Raw genomic sequence first — 18055 nt, 5'->3', positions numbered from 1 at the left:
CCGTGAGGGTGGTTCGATCCGCGACGTCGACCGTCCATCGGCGAAGCCTCTTGCCCGACAGCCAGTTCCAGAAAACCCACTGCGAGAGTCAGCAACGAAGGGATCCACTGTGAGCCGAGAGACCACTGCGAACACGGGCGACAAGCTCACCACGGCCGTAGGCGCACCCGTCCCCGACAACCAGAACGTCGTCACTGCCGGTCCCCGCGGGCCGCAGTTGCTGCAGGACGTCTGGTTCCTCGAGAAGCTCGCACATTTCGACCGCGAGGTCATTCCGGAACGCCGCATGCACGCCAAGGGTTCCGGTGCGTACGGAACGTTCACGGTCACGAACGACATCACCCGGTACACCAGCGCGAAGATCTTCTCCGAGGTCGGCAAGAAGACCGACCTGTTCGCCCGCTTCTCCACCGTCGCCGGTGAGCGCGGCGCCGCCGACGCCGAGCGCGACATCCGCGGCTTCGCGGTCAAGTTCTACACCGAGGAAGGCAACTGGGACCTCGTCGGCAACAACACCCCGGTCTTCTTCTTCCGCGACCCGCTGAAGTTCCCCGATCTCAACCACGCCGTCAAGCGTGACCCCCGCACGAATCTGCGTAGCCCCGACAACAATTGGGACTTCTGGACGTCGCTGCCCGAGTCGCTGCACCAGGTCACCATCGTGATGAGCGACCGCGGTATCCCCTCGTCGTACCGGCACATGCACGGATTCGGTTCGCACACGTTCAGTTTCATCAACGCCGAGGGCGAACGCTTCTGGGTGAAGTTCCACCACCGCGTGCAGCAGGGAGTCGAGAACCTCACCGACGCCGAGGCCGAGGCCCTGGTCGGCGCCGACCGCGAGAGCCATCAGCGGGATCTCTTCGACGCCATCGAGGCCGGCAATTTCCCGAAGTGGAAGCTGTGCGTGCAGATCATGCCCGAGGCCGACGCCGACACGGTCCCCTACCACCCGTTCGACCTGACGAAAGTGTGGCCGAAGGCCGACTACCCGCTCATCGAGGTCGGCGAATGGGAACTCAACCGCAACCCCGACAACTACTTCGCCGAGGTCGAGCAGGCGGCGTTCAACCCGGCACACGTCGTGCCCGGCATCAGCTTCTCCCCGGACAAGATGCTCCAGGGCCGGTTGTTCTCCTACGGTGACGCGCAGCGCTACCGCCTCGGCGTGAACAACTACCAGATCCCGGTCAACGCGGCCCGTTGCCCGGTGAGCAACTTCCACCGCGACGGTGCCATGCGGGTCGACGGCAACAACGGTGGCACCCTGCACTACGAGCCGAACAGCTACGGCAAGTGGCAGGAGCAGAGCCGGTACCGCGATCCCGCGCAGGGCGTGGGCGCGTTCGCCGACCGGTTCAACTTCCGGGAGGACGACGACGATTACTTCTCGCAGCCGCGCGTGTTGTTCAACAACATGAGCGACGAGCAGAAGCAGGTGCTGTTCGAGAACACCGCGCGGGCCATCAACGGCGCGTCGCAGCAGGTCGTGCAGCGGCACATCGACAACTGCACGCAGTGCGATCCCGCCTACGGCGAGGGCGTCGCGAAGGCGATCTCCGCGCTGGGCTGACAGAACACCCGGGTCCGCCCGGTCCGGGATCGTCCCGGACCGGGCGGACTCTTCTGCCACGAACAGGGACCGCCGCGGCATATCGTGGACTTCCGGACTCTTTCGTGGGAGGACTGATGGCCGATCCGTCGCCGCGGGACGGGACCCCCCGTTTCAGCGGCCTGCGTGCCCTGTTCGTCAACTGCACCCTGAAGCGGTCCCCCGACGTGAGCAACACCCAGGGGCTGATCGACCGCAGTGTCGGCCTGATGGAGCAGGAAGGCGTCTCGGTCGACCAGATCCGGGCGGTGGACCACGACATCGCGACCGGCGTGTATCCGGACATGACCGAGCACGGGTGGCCGAGCGACGAATGGCCCCAGCTGTTTCAGCGAGTGCTGGACGCCGACATCCTGGTCCTGGCCGGTCCGATCTGGCTCGGCGACAACGGTTCCGTCACGAAACAGGTGATCGAGCGGCTCTACGGTTGCTCGTCGATTCTCAACGACCACGGCCAGTACGCCTACTACGGGCGCGCCGGGGGTTGTCTGATCACCGGCAACGAGGACGGGGTCAAGCATTGTGCGATGAACATCCTCTACAGCCTCCAGCATCTCGGATACGTGATCCCGCCGCAGGCCGACGCCGGATGGATCGGTGAGGCCGGCCCGGGCCCGTCGTATCTCGACGAAGGGTCGGGCGGTCCGGAGAACGATTTCACCAACCGCAACACCACGTTCATGACGTACAACCTGATGCACGTCGCCGCGATGTTGAAGAAGGCCGGCGGGTTCCCCGCGTACGGAAATCGACGTTCGGAGTGGGACGCGGGTTGCCGCCCCGACTTCGCCAACCCGGACTACCGCTGATCCGCCCATCCGAGAGGGAAGTCATGTGCCGATTGTTCGGGTTGTCCGCCGCCCCTCATCGCGTCCGCGCGTCGTTCTGGCTGCTGGACGCCCCGGACAGCCTCGCACAGCAGAGTCACCGCGAGCCGGACGGCACCGGTCTCGGCACGTTCGCGGAGGACGGAACTCCGGTGGTGGAGAAGCAACCGCTCGCCGCATACGAGGACAGGGAGTTCGCGCAAGAGGCGAAGCATCGCTCTTCGGTCACGTTCGTCGCGCACATCCGTTTCGCGACCACGGGTGAACTGCTTCCCCAGAACACCCACCCGTTCGCCCAGGGCGGTCGCGTGTTCGCCCACAACGGCGTGGTCGAAGACCTGCCGAAGCTCGAGGCGGAACTGGGCTCCGATCTCGCGCTCGTTCACGGCGACACCGACTCGGAACGCATCTTCGCCCTCGTGACCAGTCACATCGGCAGGAACGGCGGCGACGTCACGGCCGGCATCACCTCGGCCGCCCGATGGCTGGCCGACAACGTGCCGATCTACGCGCTCAACATCCTGCTGACCACGCCCGGCGAATTGTGGGCGCTACGGTACCCGGACACCCACGACCTGCTGTTCCTCGAGCGGCGCGCGGGCGGTCCGAGTGGTGGTCGCCACCTCCAGCACGCGAGCACTCCCGGCCGGATCCGTGCCAGGTCCGAGCATCTCGCCGAGTATCCGGCGGTGGTCGTCGCCAGCGAACAGATGGACGAGGACCCCGGCTGGATGCCACTGCAGCCGGGCGAACTGCTCCACGTCGACCGTGACCTCGCCGTCACCCGGGAGGTCATCGTCGATCGCCCACCGCGCTACCCGATCCGCCTCGCCGACCTGGGCGCCCACGCCGCGGCGGCGCAGACGGAGAAGTAGTACCGGCGTCGGTCAGAACTCGATCCGCACGTGCTCGCTGACGGGGCGGGCCTGGCACGCGAGGATGTAGCCGCTCGCGATGTCCTCGGGATCGAGGATCGACGCGTTGTCCATGTCCACTTCTCCCTGGACCACCGTGCATGCGCAGGAACCGCATTCGCCCTCGCGGCACGAGTAGGGGACGTCGAGCCCCTTGGAGAGCATGACGTCGACCAGTGTCGCCTGGCGGGGCCAGCGCAGGTTGTGCGCTTCGCCGTCGAGTTGCACCTCGACCGTCGACGCCGTTCCCGCCTCCGTGTCCGGCAGTTCCTCGACCACGACGTCCGCGAACGGATCCCCGGACAGTGAGGTGAACACCTCGGCGTGCACACGGTCGCGCGGGACGCCGGCGAGTGCGAGCGACTCGTGGATCGCGTCCATGAAGGGGCGCGGCCCACAGAGGTAGGCGCGGTGGTCCCGGAACCGGTCCGACAGATTCGCCAGCTGCCGCGGTGTCGGCAGGCCCTGCACGCTCTCGAGCCAGTGCACGACGGTCAGCCGGTGTTCGTGGCGGGCCGCGAGTTCCCGCAACTCCTCGGCGAAGATGACCGACTTCTCGTCCCGGTTCGCGTACACGAGAACGACTTTCCCGTCGCCCTCGCTGAGCGCCGACTTGAGGATCGACATCACCGGGGTGATTCCACTGCCCGCGGCGAACAGGATCAGGTCTTCGTCCAGGCTGGCCGGAGTGAACACGCCCGCGGGAGGCAGGACCTCGATGCGGTCGCCGACACCGACGTTGTCGCACAACCAGTGCGAACCGTACCCGCCTGCGGTGCGTTTGATCGTCACCTTCGGCAGGTCGTCGGTGAACGGCGAACTGGCCAGCGAGTAACACCGCGCGACGGAACCCGTCCGATCGCTCGGGATGCGCAGCGTCAGGAACTGCCCGGGCTTGTAGGCGAATTCGTGCCGACGCTCGTCGGGGACGTCGAACACCAGCGACCGGGCGTCGGACGTCTCCTCCACGACAGCGGCCACGGTGACCACTACTGATCGCGAACTGCGTGGTGTTTCAACGGTCGTCATCGCGACGGTGCCCTCTCGCTACGGTAATTCGATCCTGCCGAAACTAGTGCAGATCGAGCGCGCCGGCCCCTGGCCTTCCCGCTGTGCGGGACCCGGATGCCCGCCGTCAGCCCCAACGGGACTGCCCGCCGTCAGCCCCAACGGGACTGCCCGCCGTCCAGGGGGATGGTGGCCCCGGTAAGGTAGCCGGCGTCCTCGCTCACGAGGAACACGACGGCACGTCCGATGTCGGTTTCGGCGTCGCCGACCCGTCCGAGCGGGATGCCCGCCACGAACTCCGCCGCCTCGTCCGGGTTCCTGTCCATCCATCGCTCGAGCGCCGGACTCTTGGCGTGCGGGGCCACGGACAGCACCCGGATGCCGTCCCGGCCCCACTCGCACGCCGCCGACCTGGTCAGCGAACGCATTCCCTCCTTGATCGAACCGTAGGCGCCGTAGTTGCTCGCGTCCCACCGCACGGCCGCCGACGTGACGAGGTTGACGATCACGCCGCCGCCGCGCGCCCTCATGTGCGGGTGGCACGACTGCATCATGCGCAGCGTCGCGAGCGGTCCCGTTGCGAACGACCGCTCGTACTCCTCGTCGATCACCGACAGGATCGGTCCCGGCGTGCAGTCGTTGGCGTTGTTGACCAGGATGTCGACGCCGCCGAACACGTCCACGGTCCGCACGACGGCGGACGCGATGTCCGCCCGCCTGCTGACGTCGCACACCACTGGTTCGCCGCGTGCGCCGAGTTCGGTGAGCCGCTCGCACGTGCCGTGCAGTTTCGATTCGGTCCGGCCGGCGACGGCGATTGCCGCGCCCTCCCGGGCGAGGGCCAGGGCGATTCCCTGCCCGATCCCCTGCCCCGCACCGGTGATCAGCGCGACCTTGCCGTCGAGTTTGCCCATGTCCACTCCCGTTCCCCTACTATCGAACCAAGCATTTGCTTGTTTTCGGTCTTCGTGTTGATTCACCCGATCCCATTCGAGCGCCGGCAATCCCGCGCTCCCTCACTCCGAAGGTCTCCCGTGACAATCCCCCATCCTCTCGATTTCAGTGGCCGCGCCGTCGTCGTGACCGGCGGAACCAAGGGCATCGGTTTCGTCGTCGCCGAATCGTTTCTCGCCGCGGGTGCGAACGTGCTCGTGTGCGGCCGGAGCGCACCGGACACCCCGCCCGCGCACGGTGATCGCACCGCCGCGTTCCGCGCGACCGACGTCCGCGACCACGCCGACGCCGCCGCCCTGATCGACGAGGCCGTCGCGCGGTACGGCCGCCTCGACGTCCTCGTCAACAATGCGGGTGGTTCGCCCGATGCCGACGCGGCCACCGTCTCGCCGCGCTTCGTCGAGAAGATCGTCGCGCTGAATCTGCTGGCGCCCTTCACTGTCGCCCAGGCCGCCAATGCGGTGATGCAGCAGCAGTCCGACGGCGGTGCCATCGTCAACATCGGCAGTGTCTCCGCCCACGATCCGCAACCCGGCACCGCCGCGTACAGCGCCGCGAAGGCGGGGTTGCTGGTTCTGACGAAAGCGCTTGCGCTCGAGTGGGCTCCGAAGGTCCGGATCAACCACATCACCACGGGTCTCATCCGCACGGAGAGCGCGGCGTCCGTCTACGGCGACGACGGCGGCGCCGCCGTCACCCGGACCCTGCCGATGGGGCGGATGGCGGTGCCGTCCGACATCGCGGACGCCTGCCTGTACCTGGCGAGCGCGCAGGCGTCGTACGTGAACGGCGCCGATCTCGCCGTCCACGGCGGCGGCGAGTATCCCGCGCGGTATCTCGCCACCCACTCCTGACCTCCTCGCCGAATGCCGCATCGGTTCAGTTGAACTGCACCGGTGTGACATTCGGCGACGGACGGCGACCGTGCGGTCAGCCGAACGCGGCGCGGGCGCCGGCGATCACCGGCCGGTCGTCCTGGACGAGTTCGAACGACGCATCACCCGCATCACCCCAGGCTCGCAACGTCGGCGCGTCGCCCGGGTAGACCGGTGCGGCAAACCGTCCCTCCAGCCGGACGAGGTCGGCCGGGTGGACGTCCAGCGCACGGGCGAGTTCCAGCGTGCTCGCGGCGAGCGTGCACAGGCCGTGCATGATCGGCCGGGGCTGCCCGATCCGCTCGGCCGCCGCCGGGTCGATGTGGATGTGGTGCCGGTCGCCGGTCAGCCGGTACAGCGCCGCCTGGTTCTCCGCGGTCCGCAGAACAGCGTCCACGGCCGGTTCACCCTCGGGCCGAGACGGTTTCGCGGGGCCTCGATCGCCGCCGAAACCACCGGCGCCGGGCGCGAACAGCGACCAGGTGGCGACGAAGAACTCGGAGTCGACGCGCACCTCGAACACGGCGGCCGAGCCCTTGTCCCACACCTCGCCGACCGACGCCGACAACGCGATCTCGCCGCGACGGGGAAGCGGCGCGAGCACCGTCAGTTCCTGCGATCCGTGCAGCGCCGTCTTCGTGTCGAAAGCGCCCCGCGACCCCAGTTCGTCCGGCGCCCACTGGGCGAGAGTGAGAGCGAACGTGGGCAGCACCCGCAGACGCTCCTCGAAGACGAGGTCCATCTCGGTGGCCCGCGCACCCACCGACAGTGCGTACAGGATGACGTCGCGCTCGTCGTAACTCACGGTCCGGGTGCCGAGGTCCTCGCCTCGCCACGCTCCTGCCGTCGTGCGCTCGGTTGTCGTCATGATCAGTCCTCTCTGCCCAGGATCAGGCCGCTGGTGGGCACGGCGGTGCCCGCGGTCACCAGCACGTTGCCGATGCCGTCCGGTTGTGTCGTCGACGTTCCGCGGATCAGGCGAACTGCCTCGGCGATACCGTTGACGCCGTGCAGATAGGCCTCACCGATCTGGCCGCCGTGGGTGTTCGCCGGGAGTCGGCCGCCGACCTCGAGGTTGCCGTCCCGGATGAAGTCCTTAGCCTCGCCAGGATCGCAGAAACCCAGTTCCTCGAGTTGCGGGAGGACGAGCGGGGTGAAGTGGTCGTAGAGGATCGCCGCCGAGATGTCGTCGGGCGCGAGACCGCTCTGCCGGTAGAGTTGCCTGCCCACGAGGCCCATTTCGGGTATTCCGGTGATGTCGGGCCGGTAGTAGCTGGCCATCATGTGCTGGTCCTTGCCGGAGCCCTGCGCGGCGGCCTTGACGATCGCCGGGGTGGTGCGGAGGTCCTTGGCGCGTTCGGCGGAGACGATGACGAGGGCCTGGCCGCCGTCGGTTTCCTGGCAGCAGTCCAGCAGGTGCAGCGGTTCGGCGATCCACCGCGACTTCTGGTGGTCGTCGAGGGTGATGGGCCGCCCGTGGAACCAGGCGGCCGGGTTGCCGGCGGCGTGCTTGCGTGCGACGACCGCGATCCGGCCGAAGTCCTCACTCGTGGCGCCGTACCGATGCATGTACCGGCGGGCGAACATCGCCACCCACTGGGCGGGCGTCGACAATCCCTGCGGGGTCAGCCAGGCGTACGCCGCCCGGTCCGCGGTGCAGTCCATCGGTCGGTCGTGCTGCCCGAGTCCGTACCGCACACCGGACCGTTCGTTGAAGGCGCGGTAGCAGACGACGACGTCGGCGATGCCCGTCGCCACGGCCATCGCCGCCTGCTGGACAGTGGCGCACGCGGCGCCGCCGCCGTACCCGATGCGGGAGAAGAACTTCAGCTCGCCGACGCCCGTGTTGCGGGCGACGAGGACCTCCCCGTTCGTCTCGGCGGTGTACGTGGACAGTCCGTCGACCTCGGACGGGTCGATGCCCGCGTCGGCGAGTGCGGCGACGATCGCCTCGCACGCCAGTTGCAGTTCGCTTCGTCCCGAGTGCTTGGAGAATTCGGTGGCGCCGATGCCGACGATGGCGGCGGCGCCCGACAGGGGGCTGGTCATCGGTTCCCTCCCGCGGTCCACGCGACGACGACGGTGCCGGTGGCGTGATCACCGAGGCTGTTCGCGCCGCGGATCTTCACGGTGACGACGCCGTCGTCCTTCGCGACCACCTCACCGGTCAGGGTCATCTCGTCGCCGGGGTAGTTGGGGGCACCGAGCCGCACCGCGATCCGGCGCAGCGACGCGTGCGCCCCCGCCCAGTCGGTGACGAACCGTCCCACCAGCCCGTTGGTGGTGAGGATGTTCATGAACACGTCCTTCGACCCCCGCTCCACCGCGAGCGCCGGATCGTGGTGGACGTCCTGGAAATCGCGGGTGGCGAGGGCGGTGGCGACGATCAGGGTGCGGGTCAGCGGTATCACCAACTCCGGCAGCCGATCGCCGACCGTGACGGCGTCGTAGGTCGTGGTGCCGACGGTGGCGGTCATGCGACCACCTCGACCCCGGCCGCCAGCTGCGCGCCCAGACGTGCCAGGTCGGAGCCGGCTCCGCCGAGGGTGGCGGCGAGCTGCTTGCCCCACAGCAGGTGCCGGTGCACCGGGTAGTCGGTGTCGACACCGATTCCGCCGTGCACGTGCTGGGTGCGGTGGACGACCCGCTGGCCGCCGTCGGTCGCCCACCATTTCGCGACCAGCACAGCGGTTCCCGGATCTTCCGCGCTCGCGAGGAGCCAGGCGGCCTGCCACAGTGTCACCCGCATGGCCTCGAGGTCGATGTAGCAGTCCGCGAGCTGATGGGTGACGGCCTGGAACGTCGCGAGCGGGCGGCCGAACTGGGTGCGTCCGTTGAGGTACGTGACGGCCTGACGCACCGCGCCCTCCCCCACGCCCAGTTGCAGGGCGGCGACCGCCAGTTCCGCTCGTTCGAGCAGCCACCGCACCGCGGTACCGTCCGCCGGGCCGACCGGTTCCGCGGGGGCCGCGTCGAACGCGACGTTCGCGCAGATCTCGTGGGTGGTCGACTCCGCCTGCTGCGCAGTCACACCCGCGGCCTCCGGGTGCACCAGGAACAGCGCCGGACCGCTGTGTGTGGTCGCGGAGACGAGGAGGCGTTCGGCGAGGTGCGCCACGGGCACCGCGGCCTTGGCGCCGTGGACCTGCCACCGGCCGTCCACCTCGCGTGCCGTCGTCGCCGGTTCGCCCGCGACGTACGGTCCGAACTCCTCCAGTCCGACCGTGAGGATCAGGCTGCCGTCGGCCGCCGCGGGGATCAGCGCGTCCCGTTGGTCCGGCGTCCCGAACTCGGCGATCGCGAGCGCGCCGAGCACGTGCGGCCACAACGGAACCGGCGCCACGGTCCGGCCCTGCTCCTCGAGCAGGACGTACAGTTCGGCGAGTCCCATGCCGCCGCCTCCGAGGTTCTCGGGCAGGGCGATGCCGAGCAGCCCGGTGGTGACCAGTTCGCGCCACAGTTCCCGGTCGATCCGGTCGGCGCCCGACTCGACGTCCGTGATCCGCTCGGGTCGCGACCTGGCGGCGAACACGTCCGCGGCCAGTCCGCGGACCGCTTCCTGCTCCTCGCCGAATGTGAAGTCCATCAGTGTTCCTCCGATACTGCGGGCCGGAATGCGGGAAGTGTGAGTTCCGGGTCTGCGTCGATCCAGTCCAGTTCCACGGGCATTCCGATGTGCACGTGTTCGGGTTCGACACCCGTCATGTTGGCGATCAGGCGGGTGCCCTCCGCGAGTTCGATCACCGCGACGATCAGTGGGTAGTCGAAGGCGTCGATCTTCGGGTGGTGGTTGACGACGAACGTGTAGACGGTGCCCCGCCCCGACGCGTCGACGGTGTCCCATTCGGTGGAGCGGCACTCCCCGCACATCGGTCCGGTCGGGTGCCTCAGCACACCGCAGTTCGTGCACCGCTGGATGACGAGGCGGTGCTCGCGGGCGGCCGCGAACCAGAACGCGTTGTCGTCGTCGAGGGCGGGCCGCGGGCGCAGCGCGCGCGTGGCCGGGCGTTCGGCGGGCCGGAATCGGAGTGTCCGCCACCGCTGGGTGCCGACGATCTCGCCGTCACCGTTGCGGTACGTCTTGAGGGTGGTGACGAAATGTCCTGCGCCGAGACCTGTCCGTTTCTCCGCGGAGACGGACTCGACGACCTCGGTCGTGCTCACCCGGTCGCCGGGACGCAGTTCTGCGAAGAATTCCTGGTCGGAATCGGTGGCGACGACGGACGTGAATCCCGCCTCGTCGAGTGTGGCGATCAGTTCCGTCCAGACGGGTGACGGGTCGGCGCTGGACATCGTGTCGGCGAATGTGCGCATCGTCCACACCTGCAGCATCTGCGCAGGCGCGACGGCGCCGCCGCGGCCGGTGGCGCGTGCGGCGTCGTCGTCGAGGTAGACCGGGCTCGTGTCACCCATCGCCTCGGCCCAGTGCCGGATCATGGGAGTGTTCACCGGGTCGGGACCCCAGGTGGCCGGGACGATCGTCCGTCCCTCGAAGGCGCGCAGCCGGGTGAGGAGTTCGCTCATTTCACCCTCTTCTCGCGGGCGAGTCCGAGGCCGAGGGTGCCGACCATGTCGCGGAGCACCTCGTTGACGCCGCCGCCGAACGTGTTCACCACGCTCTGCCGGGAGATCTGTTCGATCTGGCCGGCGAGAATCGCGCCCGGCGAGCCCGGACGCAGCCGTCCGGCGGCACCGAGGATCCCGAGCAGCGTGCGATAGACGTCGACGTGGGTTTCGGTGCCGTACGTCTTGGTGGCACCGGCGTCGGCACCCGACAACGCATCCCGCGCGACCGCGGCGGTCATCTTCCAGTTCAGCAGTCGCATCGCCTCGAGCTTCGCGTGAGTGCGCGCGAAGTCCATCTGCACCCACGGGATGTCGAGTGCACCGTTCCGTCCGGCCCAGTCGAGGACCTGGTGCCACAGGCCGAGCGTGCGTCCGCCGAGCGCGGCGAGCCCGATGCGTTCGTGATTGAGCTGAGCGGTGATCAGCTGCCAGCCACCGTCGACGTCACCCACGACGTCCTGATCGCCGACCCGGATCCCGGTGTAGTAGGTCGACGTGACCGTCAGCCCGCCCACGGTGTGGATCGGCGACCAGCTGAAGCCGGGATCGTCGGTGGGGACGATGAGGATCGAGATGCCCTTGTGCTTGGGTGCGTCCGCATCGGTGCGGCACGCCAGCCACACATAGTCGGCCGTGTTGGCGCCACTGGTGAAGATCTTGTTGCCGTCGACAACCCACGTGTCCCCGTCGCGCACGGCCCGGGTCTGCAGCGACGCGAGGTCGGTACCGGCTTCCGGTTCGGTGTACCCGATGGCGAAGACGATGTCGCCGGCCAGGATGCCCGGAAGGAACCGCGCCTTCTGCTCCTCGGTGCCGTACTTCATCAAGGTGGGGCCGACCGTGTTGACGGTGACGAACGGGAACGGCAACCCGGCCCGTTGCACCTCGTCGAAGAACACGAACTGGTCTTCGATCGACCGTCCCTGCCCGCCGTACTCCACCGGCCAGCCGGCACCCAGCCAGCCGTCCTTGCCCAGCAGCCGCACGATGTCGCGGAAGTGTTCTCCGCCCACACCCTCCTCACCCGCGATCCGCCGCGTCTCCTCCGGCAGCAGCGCCGCGAAGTAGGCGCGCAACTCCCGCCGGAGTTCCCGTTGCCCGGGCGATTCCCTCACATCCATCGGCGTTCTCCTCAAACCTGTGCGTGGCTGTCGCCACGGGTGTTCTGGACGCTAACCAGCACTCCCACGCCTCGGTGCCGATGTCTCGGTCAGCGGGAGGTGGCTGTCGCCGATGCCGGACGTCCGCTGGAATGGTGGAATGGCCACCGGATTCGCTCTCACCGAACTCACCGCCCGCTACGCGCGGGCCGTCGACCGGCGCGAGGCGGCAACGCTCGCGGCGTTGTTCGACTCCGACGCGACGTTCGTCCTCCCGCCCGCGTTGACGGGCACCGGCGCGGCAACGGAACTCCGCGGCAGCGGCGTGCTCGCGTCCGCCGTCGTGGACGCCGTCTCGCATCTGCAATCCACCCGGCACGTCGTGCACCAGCAGGTGATCGACGTGGACGGGTCGACGGCGTCGGGCGAGACGTACTGCACGGCGCACCATGTCTACGCCGGCCGAAACGGCTTCCGCGACAACCGGATCGCGTTGCGCTACCACGACCGGTACGTGCTCGGCGACACCGGCTGGCAGTTCTCCCGGCGCGAACTGATCGTCGACTTCAGCGAGGACGTGCCGGTCACCGTGCCGGACTGAGGCCCAACCGCGCCGAGCAGGCGGCCATCTCGTCGATGACCTGGCCGAGGGACTGCGCGTGTCGGGACGCCGACAGCACGAGCCGACTCGCACCCAGGTCCCGGGACCGGTCGAGCTTGGCCTCGTCCAGCCGCGGCAGCGTCGCCCCCAGCACGAGGTCGACGTCGGCGGGATCGCGGCCGGCGTCCGCTGCCGCAGCCCGCATCCGGGCGATCGCCCGGTCCAGGTCGTCGCCGGCCAGGCCGAGCGGCTGGAATCCGTTGCCCAGCCGCCCTGCCCGCCGTGTGGCCGCTGGGCTGTGACCGCCGATGTAGAGCGGCACTCCCGAATTCCGGTGGGGTTTGGGCCAGCTCTGGGCGCCGCGGAAGGAGAAGTGTTCGCCCGCGAAGTCGACGGCGCCGGTACCCGACCACAGCGCCCGCATCACCGCGATCGCCTCGTCGGCGACCGCGCCGCGCCGGTCGAAATCACCTCCGCAGGCCTCGATCTCCTCACGCATCCAGCCGAGACCGAGGCAGACACGGAGGCGTCCCGCGGACAGCCGGTCCAGGGTGGCGAGACGCTTCGCCAGCACCACCGGATGGTGGTTGGGCAGGACCAGCACGCCCGTCGCGAGACCCAGGGTCGTCGTGGCGCCGGCGACGAACGACAGCAGTTCCAGCGGGTCCGGCAGACTGCAGTCGTCGGGCAGGTGCGACTTCCCGGTGGGCGAGTACGGATAGGCACTCGCCGTGTCCGCGATGACGACCGAGTGCTCGACGGCGGAGATCTCGTCGAATCCGAGTGATTCCGCAGCCCTCGCGAATTCGAGTATCCACTCGGGCTCGCCCGCCCGTCCCAGCTCGACGGGAACCACCACACCCAGTTTCATGTCACCCTCACCGTCACACGTGCAGGAATCGTTGCCGGCCGTGCGTGTGGAACTCCTGCTCCAGCGCGGCCTTCTCACTGTCGGTCATCTGGTGGTATTCGGGAACACCGCGTCCCACCCACCGGAAGACCGGATCGTCGCAACGCCAGCGCTGTTCCTGCAGCGTTCGTTTGAGCACCTTGTTCGATCCCGTCACCGGCAGGTCCGTCGACACCCGGACGAAGCGGGGTGCCGCCTTCGTGCCCAGGTCGTCCTGTCTGCCGAGGAAGGCGGCGAACTCCGCCGGATCGAAATCGGTGCGGTCCGACACCTCGACGGCCGCCATCACCTGATCGCCCGACCGCGGGTCGGGGACGGCGTACACGCCGGTGGCGACCACTTTCGGGTGGCGGCGCAGAATGCGCTCCACCATCAACGCCGAGGTGTTCTCCCCGTCCACGCGGATCCAGTCGCCCTTCCGGCCGGCGAAGTAGATGAAGCCGGCCTCGTCGACGTACCCGAGGTCGCCCGTCCAGTACCAGCCGTGCCGGATGCGGTCCGCGATCGCGTCCTCGTTCTTGTAGTAGCCCTCGAATCGCGCCGCGCCGGCCTTGTCGACCATTTCGCCGATCGCCTCGTCCGGGTTGAGCACGCGACCGTGCCCGTCGAGCCGCGCCCGGGCCTTCTCCGCGCGGGTGTCGGGGTCGACGATGACGATGTTCTCGTTCGCGGGTCTGCCGAGCGCACCCTCGGGGGCGTCGGGGTCGAGCGTCACCGAACCGGCGCCTTCGCTCGAGCCGTACCCTTCGTACAGTTCGGCGCCGAACCGGCGGACGAATTCGGTCTTGTCCTCCGGGGACGCCTCGGTCCCGAAACCGCGGACGAGAGTGTTGTCACGGTCGTCGGGTTGCTCCGGTGTGGCCATCAGGTACGCCAGCGCCTTGCCGACGTAGGTGAAGAATGTGGCGCCGAAGAACCGGACGTCGGGCAGGAATCCGGACGCGGAGAACTTGCGCGGCAGGCAGACGGTGGCGCCGTTGGCGAGTGCGGGCGCCCACAGCGCCATCAGCGCGTTGCCGTGGAACAGCGGCATGCAGCAGTAGTCGACGTCCTCGCGCACGTGCCCGTACTTGACGGTGTTCGCGTACGCCAGCCGGGCGAGCCGGCCCTGACTGCACCGCACCGCTTTCGACGTGCCGGTGGTGCCGGACGTGAACAGCAGAAGGAACAGCGTCGACGCGTCGATCCCGGGCTCCCCGGCCGGACTCTCGACGGCATGGGACGCGACGAGTTCGGTGTAGGCCGGATCGTCGACCAGCAGAAACCGGTCGTCGGACAGCCCGAGGTCGAGACCGGCGAGCTGTGCCTTCCCTGCGGTGTCCGTGACGATCAGCTGGCAGTCGACGTACCGGATCTCGGCCTCGAGTTCCGCCCCGCGACGGGTCGGATTGATGCCGACCACGGTGGCGCCGGCGATCGCGGCGCCGCCCAGCCAGAACAGGAACTCGGGGGTGTTCTCGAGCAGGACTCCGACGTGGAACGGTCCGTCGCGCCGCAGCGAGGATGCGACGGCCCCGCGGGCCGCACTCTCGCGTACCACCTCGTCCCAGGTCCAATCCTGTTCCCGGGTACGGACTCCCAGTCTGTCGTCACCCAGCCGGTCCAGCAGCATCTCGGCGATCGTGGTGCGTTCCAACTCCATCTCTCCTGTCGACACGGTATGCACGCTCACGGCACGCGGAGCACGCAGTGGGTGCCACCGTAGATGGCCGTCATGCACTTGTTGCAGTGAATGCACAGACCGGGGTTGTGGGTCTCCTCCGTGATCCGGTTGACGAGGTCGGGTTCCCGCAGGAGTGCCCGTGCGACGGCCACGAACTGGAATCCTTCCGCCATCGCCAGGTCCATGGTCGCCTTGCCGGTGATGCCACCGAGTAGGACGAGCGGCATCGTCACGGCGGCTCTGATCTGGCGGGCGTCCTCGAGGAGGTAGGCGTCGCGGTAGGGGTATTCCTTCAGGAAGTGCTTGCCGACCAACCGGATTCCCAGTTTCGTCGGCTGCGGCATGACGGCGGCGAACTCACGGAGCGGCGCGTCGCCCTTGAACAGGTACATCGGGTTCAGCAGGGAACTGCCCGCGGTGAGCTCGAGCGCGTCCAGCGAACCGTCCTGTTCGAGCCATTGCGCCACCTGGATGGCCTCGTCCACCCAGAAGCCCCCGGGCACACCGTCGTCCATGTTCAGTTTGGCGAGGATCGCGATCCTGTCCCCCACCGCGTCGCGTACGGCGCGTGCGGTCTCGAGCGCGAACCGGGCGCGGTTCGCCAGGCATCCGCCGTATTCGTCCGTGCGCTTGTTGACCTTCGGGCTGAGAAAGGAGCTGATCAGGTAGTTGTGGCCGAAATGGATCTCCACGGCGTCGAACCCCGACTCCACCGCGCGGCGAGCCGCGTTGGCGTGTGCCTCGACGATCCGGGCGATATCTGCCGCAGACGCCGGCTTGGAGAAGTTCTGGGTGGTCATCCGGAACGCACGGGACGGGCCCAAGGCCGGAGATCCGATGTACTTCGCAGCCGCGACCGGTCCCGCGTGGCCGATCTGCGCAGACACTGCCGCACCCTCGGCGTGGATGGCGTCGGTCAGCTTCCGCAGGCCCGGCATCGTCTCGTCGGTCCATTGGATCTGGCCGGGCGACGTGCGTCCGTCCGCGGCGACCGCGCAGTACGCGACGGTCGTCATGCCCACGCCTCCGGCGGCGGGCTGCCGATGGAATTCGATGAGCTCGTCGGTGACCATCCCCTTCGGGGTCAGGCCCTCGTACGTCGCTGCCTTGATCACGCGATTGCGCAGGGTGATCGGCCCGAGTGTGGCCGGGGCGAGCGGGTCGACCTTCACTGTGGGCGGGTCGAGATCTATCGTCATATGAGTTCCTCCAGCTGCGATTCGCTGTCGAACGTAACGGCGCCGGGATGTCGCGGATCGCGGCAGTCTCGCTGAGTGGTAACCACGTCCGGGCGCCCGTCACGGCGTGCCATCTTGTGTCGGTACGAGTGCCCGAGGACGAAAGGTCGCCCCGATGACTGCCCCTACAGATCCACAGTTGCACCTGGATCAGGTGATGTCCCGTCTCACCGGACCCGGTGGCCGGTTCGAACTCGTCGAGGAGCCGGTACTCGGCACCCGGATGCCGGTGATGAAGAACCGCGGGCGCTCGGTGGGCGAACTCCTCACCACGTCGCTCCGGTGGGGCGACCGCGACTACCTCGTGACCGCCGACCGCCGGATGTCCTACACGGAGCACGCCGCCGCGGTCGCGGCCCTGGCGACGGCGCTGCGCGAGGACCACGGCGTCCGGAAGGGTGACCGGGTGGCGATCCTGGCCGCGAACACCCCCGAGTGGGTGGTCGCGTTCTGGGCCACGCAGGTGCTCGGCGCCATCAGCGTCGGACTGAACGGCTGGTGGGTTCGGCGGGAGGTCGAGTACGGGCTGACGCACAGTCGCCCCACTGTGGTGATCGCCGACGCGAAGCGCGCCGAGACGCTCGCCGCGGTCGGCACCGACCTTCCGGTCCTCACGATGGAGGCGGATCTGCCCGCGATCTTCGCGAAGTACGCAGGGTCCCCGATGCCGCACACCGACGTCGACGAGGACGATCCCGCCGCCATCCTCTACACCAGCGGCACGAGCGGCAGACCCAAGGGAGCGCTGCACTCGCAGCGCAACATTCTGGCCGTCGTCGACTACCACCGGTTCAGCGACGCCGTGGTCGGCGAATTCAGTGGACGACCCGTCGACCCGGCGATGCCGAGTCCGCTTCGCTACCTCCTGACCTCTCCCCTGTTCCACATCGCGAGCCTGCACAATCTGGTGATTCCGCGGCTGGCGACGGGCGGCGCGGTCGTCATGCACCAGGGCGGATTCGACGTGGACGCCGTGCTCCGCCTCGTCGAGCGGGAACGGGTCACCAACTGGGGAGCGGTGCCCACGATGGCGTCCCGTCTGGTCGAGCACGACGACCTCGACAAGTACGACCTGTCGTCGCTCACGTCGTTCTCGCTGGCGTCCGCACCGTCGTCGGTGGCGTTCAAGGAACGGCTGCGCGAGAAGGTGCCGTTCGCGCGGAACGCCCTCGTGGACAGCTACGGACTCACCGAGTGCAGTACCGCGATCGCCGTCGCCACCGCCCCCGAACTCGAGCAGTTCCCCAGGACTCTGGGACGTCCGATCATCACGGTGAGCATGGAGATCCGCGACCCGTACGGGGAGTGGCTGCCCGACGGCGTCGAGGGCGAGGTGTGCGTGCGCAGCCCGTTCGTGATGCTCGGCTACTGGGAGGACGAGGCCGCCACCGCTGCGGCGATCGCCCCGGGCCGATGGCTCCGGACCGGCGACTACGGACTCGTCGAGAACGGTCGCCTGCGGCTGACCGGACGTCGCTCGGATCTTATTCTGCGCGGCGGGGAGAACGTGTACCCCACCGAGATCGAGCAGTGCCTCGACGAACACCCCGACGTGCTCGAATGCGCGGTGATCGGGACGCCCCACGAGGATCTGGGTCAGGAGGTGGCGGCTGTCGTGGTGTTGCGACCGGGTGCCGTGACCACCGAGGCGGAACTGCGCGAGTACGCCGCGGATCGCCTGTCGTATTTCAAGGTCCCGACCCGCTGGCGGATCACCACGGACCTGTTGCCCCGCAACGCGACCGGCAAGACGATCCGCCGGGACATCGCCGTCTGACACCGGCAGC

17 protein-coding genes are annotated in these 18055 nt (G+C 68.6%); 6 read left to right on the top strand and 11 right to left on the bottom strand.

Annotation, left to right across the window (positions count from 1 at the left end; all coding sequences use genetic code 11):
* Nucleotides 1-109: 109 nt before the first annotated feature.
* The 3 genes from QM806_RS00955 to QM806_RS00945 all read left to right on the top strand — a co-directional run bounded on the left by QM806_RS00955 (nucleotide 110) and on the right by QM806_RS00945 (nucleotide 3314).
* Nucleotides 110-1573, top strand: a complete 1464-nt coding sequence (locus QM806_RS00955; RefSeq protein ID WP_005238953.1) for a catalase — start codon at nucleotides 110-112, stop codon at nucleotides 1571-1573.
* Between the two features lie 116 nt (nucleotides 1574-1689).
* Nucleotides 1690-2421, top strand: coding sequence for a flavodoxin family protein (locus QM806_RS00950; RefSeq protein ID WP_005568575.1), 732 nt, complete (start codon nucleotides 1690-1692; stop codon nucleotides 2419-2421).
* Between the two features lie 23 nt (nucleotides 2422-2444).
* The gene (locus QM806_RS00945) at nucleotides 2445-3314 is read left to right on the top strand and encodes a class II glutamine amidotransferase (protein WP_169692912.1); all 870 of its coding nucleotides are present in this window, start codon (nucleotides 2445-2447) and stop codon (nucleotides 3312-3314) included.
* Between the two features lie 12 nt (nucleotides 3315-3326).
* On the opposite strand, the gene QM806_RS00940 is transcribed toward QM806_RS00945, so the two are convergent.
* Nucleotides 3327-4382: a ferredoxin--NADP reductase gene (locus tag QM806_RS00940; RefSeq protein ID WP_169692913.1), complete on the bottom strand. Its 1056-nt coding sequence runs from the start codon at nucleotides 4380-4382 to the stop codon at nucleotides 3327-3329.
* 131 nt (nucleotides 4383-4513) lie between these two features.
* On the bottom strand, nucleotides 4514-5275 hold the full coding sequence (locus QM806_RS00935) for an SDR family NAD(P)-dependent oxidoreductase (RefSeq protein ID WP_005568570.1): 762 nt from the start codon (nucleotides 5273-5275) through the stop codon (nucleotides 4514-4516).
* A 120-nt stretch (nucleotides 5276-5395) separates the two neighbouring features.
* Here QM806_RS00935 and QM806_RS00930 point away from each other — a divergent pair, with 120 nt between their 5' ends.
* Nucleotides 5396-6169, top strand: coding sequence for an SDR family oxidoreductase (locus QM806_RS00930; RefSeq protein ID WP_005568568.1), 774 nt, complete (start codon nucleotides 5396-5398; stop codon nucleotides 6167-6169).
* Between the two features lie 76 nt (nucleotides 6170-6245).
* Here the strand turns inward: QM806_RS00930 and QM806_RS00925 are convergent, their stop codons facing one another.
* Genes QM806_RS00925 through QM806_RS00900 form a run of 6 tightly spaced genes read right to left on the bottom strand, consistent with a single transcriptional unit; the run spans nucleotide 6246 to nucleotide 11877 of the window.
* A complete protein-coding gene (locus tag QM806_RS00925) occupies nucleotides 6246-7058 on the bottom strand; it encodes a MaoC/PaaZ C-terminal domain-containing protein (RefSeq protein WP_005568566.1) in 813 nt (270 codons plus the stop codon).
* 2 nt (nucleotides 7059-7060) lie between these two features.
* Nucleotides 7061-8239: a lipid-transfer protein gene (locus QM806_RS00920; protein ID WP_169692915.1), complete on the bottom strand. Its 1179-nt coding sequence runs from the start codon at nucleotides 8237-8239 to the stop codon at nucleotides 7061-7063.
* The gene (locus QM806_RS00915) at nucleotides 8236-8667 is read right to left on the bottom strand and encodes a MaoC family dehydratase (RefSeq protein WP_007300184.1); all 432 of its coding nucleotides are present in this window, start codon (nucleotides 8665-8667) and stop codon (nucleotides 8236-8238) included. Before QM806_RS00915 ends, QM806_RS00920 begins: the two co-directional genes overlap by 4 nt.
* Complete coding sequence (locus QM806_RS00910) at nucleotides 8664-9776, bottom strand: acyl-CoA dehydrogenase family protein (RefSeq protein ID WP_169692916.1); 1113 nt, start codon at nucleotides 9774-9776, stop codon at nucleotides 8664-8666. Before QM806_RS00910 ends, QM806_RS00915 begins: the two co-directional genes overlap by 4 nt.
* Complete coding sequence (locus QM806_RS00905) at nucleotides 9776-10714, bottom strand: bifunctional MaoC family dehydratase N-terminal/OB-fold nucleic acid binding domain-containing protein (RefSeq protein ID WP_133986395.1); 939 nt, start codon at nucleotides 10712-10714, stop codon at nucleotides 9776-9778. Before QM806_RS00905 ends, QM806_RS00910 begins: the two co-directional genes overlap by 1 nt.
* Nucleotides 10711-11877: an acyl-CoA dehydrogenase family protein gene (locus tag QM806_RS00900; protein ID WP_005570136.1), complete on the bottom strand. Its 1167-nt coding sequence runs from the start codon at nucleotides 11875-11877 to the stop codon at nucleotides 10711-10713. Before QM806_RS00900 ends, QM806_RS00905 begins: the two co-directional genes overlap by 4 nt.
* A 139-nt stretch (nucleotides 11878-12016) precedes the next feature.
* Between QM806_RS00900 and QM806_RS00895 the strand changes: the two genes are divergently transcribed.
* Nucleotides 12017-12457 (top strand): nuclear transport factor 2 family protein, encoded by a 441-nt coding sequence (locus QM806_RS00895; RefSeq protein ID WP_005255709.1) that lies wholly within the window; start codon nucleotides 12017-12019, stop codon nucleotides 12455-12457.
* Here QM806_RS00895 and QM806_RS00890 read toward each other — a convergent pair.
* Genes QM806_RS00890 through QM806_RS00880 form a run of 3 tightly spaced genes read right to left on the bottom strand, consistent with a single transcriptional unit; the run spans nucleotide 12441 to nucleotide 16229 of the window.
* Nucleotides 12441-13328, bottom strand: coding sequence for an LLM class F420-dependent oxidoreductase (locus QM806_RS00890; RefSeq protein WP_005570134.1), 888 nt, complete (start codon nucleotides 13326-13328; stop codon nucleotides 12441-12443). The genes QM806_RS00895 and QM806_RS00890 overlap by 17 nt on opposite strands.
* A 13-nt stretch (nucleotides 13329-13341) precedes the next feature.
* Nucleotides 13342-15009 carry a steroid-22-oyl-CoA synthetase gene (gene casI, locus QM806_RS00885; RefSeq protein ID WP_005570133.1) on the bottom strand — a complete coding sequence of 556 codons (1668 nt, stop codon included), beginning with the start codon at nucleotides 15007-15009 and terminating at the stop codon, nucleotides 13342-13344.
* 26 nt (nucleotides 15010-15035) lie between these two features.
* Nucleotides 15036-16229 (bottom strand): NADH:flavin oxidoreductase, encoded by a 1194-nt coding sequence (locus tag QM806_RS00880; RefSeq protein WP_169692917.1) that lies wholly within the window; start codon nucleotides 16227-16229, stop codon nucleotides 15036-15038.
* A gap of 154 nt (nucleotides 16230-16383) precedes the next feature.
* Between QM806_RS00880 and casG the strand changes: the two genes are divergently transcribed.
* A complete protein-coding gene (gene casG, locus QM806_RS00875) occupies nucleotides 16384-18045 on the top strand; it encodes a steroid-24-oyl-CoA synthetase (protein ID WP_043791624.1) in 1662 nt (553 codons plus the stop codon).
* The last annotated feature ends 10 nt before the right edge of the window (nucleotides 18046-18055 follow it).

This window comes from Rhodococcus sp. IEGM 1351, from assembly GCF_030056875.1.
GTDB classification, from domain to species: Bacteria; Actinomycetota; Actinomycetes; order Mycobacteriales; family Mycobacteriaceae; genus Rhodococcus_F; species Rhodococcus_F opacus.
Note: the sequence above shows the minus strand (reverse complement) of the source record. Positions and strands in the feature narration are given on the sequence as shown.